This window comes from Streptomyces sp. NPDC096310 (assembly GCF_044763125.1).
In the GTDB taxonomy this organism is placed as follows: domain Bacteria; phylum Actinomycetota; class Actinomycetes; order Streptomycetales; family Streptomycetaceae; genus Streptomyces.
In genome coordinates this window covers 1-1,751 of the sequence record NZ_JBIWFO010000064.1, presented here as the reverse complement: position 1 = coordinate 1,751, position 1,751 = coordinate 1, and the positions used below count along the sequence as shown (strand labels likewise).

Sequence of the window (1,751 nt, the reverse complement as noted above, 5' to 3'; positions counted from 1 at the left end):
CCGCACCCGGATACACACCCAACAAAACCAGCACATCCCGAAAATTAACCCCCACCGCACACACCTCAACACGCACCTCAAACACACCCAATGAATGAGGCACCTCTTCAGTGGGTACGAGTGCCAAACCGTCGAGGCCGGCTTCCGGGCCGACCTGGAGGTGCCAGGGACCGTCGGGGAGCGGCGCGATGGCGCGGGCGGCGGCCACTCCGGGGATGCTCGGTTCGCCGTGTCGCAGCGCCAACTGCGGTTCTCCGGTGTCCAGCGCCGCCGGCAGTGCGGTGAGCGAGGCTTCGTCCGCGTCGAGATCGACGAGGACGAAGCGTCCGGGGTGTTCGCTCTGCGCGGACCGCACCAGCCCCCAGACCGGGGAGGCGGTCAGGCCGGACACACCCTCGCCCGCCGCGACGGCGACGGCCCCCCGTGTGACCAGCACCAGCCGGGCGCCGGTCGCGGCGGACGCCTCGTCCGCGAGCCAGTCCTGAACGAGTGCGAGCGCGCGGCCCGCGGTGGACATGGCCTCCGACGCGACGTCCGTGCCGGTGGACGGGGCGATGCCGGCCAGCACGTACTCCGGCGGCGGGCACTCTCCCGCGGCCACCTGCCCGGCGAGGCCGGCCAGGTCCTCGTAGCCGTCCGCGAGCCGGTCGAGGCCGAGTGCGTCGCCGCTGACGACGGCGAGGCTCCGAGTCCGGCCCTCCGTCTCCGTGACCGGTACAGGGGTCCACTCGACGCGGTGCGGGGCGGCGGTGGTGTGCGTGTCCGCGGGGGCGCCGCCGTCCGCTCCGAGGGGCCGGGTGACCAGGGCCTCGGCCGAGGCCACCGGCCGGCCCGTGTCGTCCGCCACGAGGACCGACATGCCGCCGCCGGTGACCGGCGTGAGGCGTACCCGCAGGCGCGTGGCACCGGTGGCGTGCAGCGTGACACCGGTCCACAGGAACGGCAGCCGCACGGTGTCCGGACCCGCGCCGTCCGCACACGCCGGCCACGCGTGCAACGCCGCGTCCAGCAGGGCCGGATGCAGGCCGAACCCGTCGCCGGTCCGGCGCGCCACCTCGGGCAGCGCGACCTCGGCGTAGATCTCCTCCCCTCGGCGCCAGACGGTCTCCAGGCCGCGGAAGACCGGCCCGTACACCAGTCCCTCCTCTGCCAGCCGCTCGTACAACCCGGCCGTCTCCACCGGCCGCGCCCCCGCCGGCGGCCAACTGCCGAGACCGGCCGGTTCACCGGGCGCGCCGGCGGTCAGGACGGTACCGCGCGCGTGGCGGGTCCAGACGCCGTCGGTACCACAGGTGTGCATGCTGACGGACCGGCGGCCTTCACTCCCCTCCGGTCCGGTGATGGTCACCTGGACGCGCAGCGTACCGCCGTCCGCGGGGAGCACCACCGGTGTCTCCAGGCTGAGTTCGTCGAGCCGGTCACAGCCGACGCTGTCCGCCGCGCGCAGGACGGTCTCCACCAGCGCGGTTCCCGGCACCACGGTTCGGCCGCGCACGGTGTGATCGGCGAGCCAGGCGTGCGTACGCAGTGACCAACGGCCCGTGAGGAGGTGTCCGTCGGAGTCGGGCAGGGGGATACCGGCGTCGAGCAGCGGGTGTCCAACGGTTTCCATGCCGGTGCCGGCGGCGGAGGAGGCGCCCGGGGCGAGCCAGTAGTGCTGTCGTTGGAAGGCGTAGGTCGGGAGGTCGACCCGACGCGCACCACTACCGCCGAAGACCCGCGCCCACTCCACAGGCGCCCCCGCCACATAC

Annotated in this window: 1 protein-coding gene; it reads right to left on the bottom strand. The window is 73.8% G+C overall.

Going from position 1 to position 1,751, the window contains the following annotated elements; translation table 11 throughout:
- Positions 1 to 1,751: polyketide synthase dehydratase domain-containing protein (locus ACIQ7D_RS37485; protein WP_403945773.1), on the bottom strand; the 1,751-nt coding region annotated here is incomplete at both ends.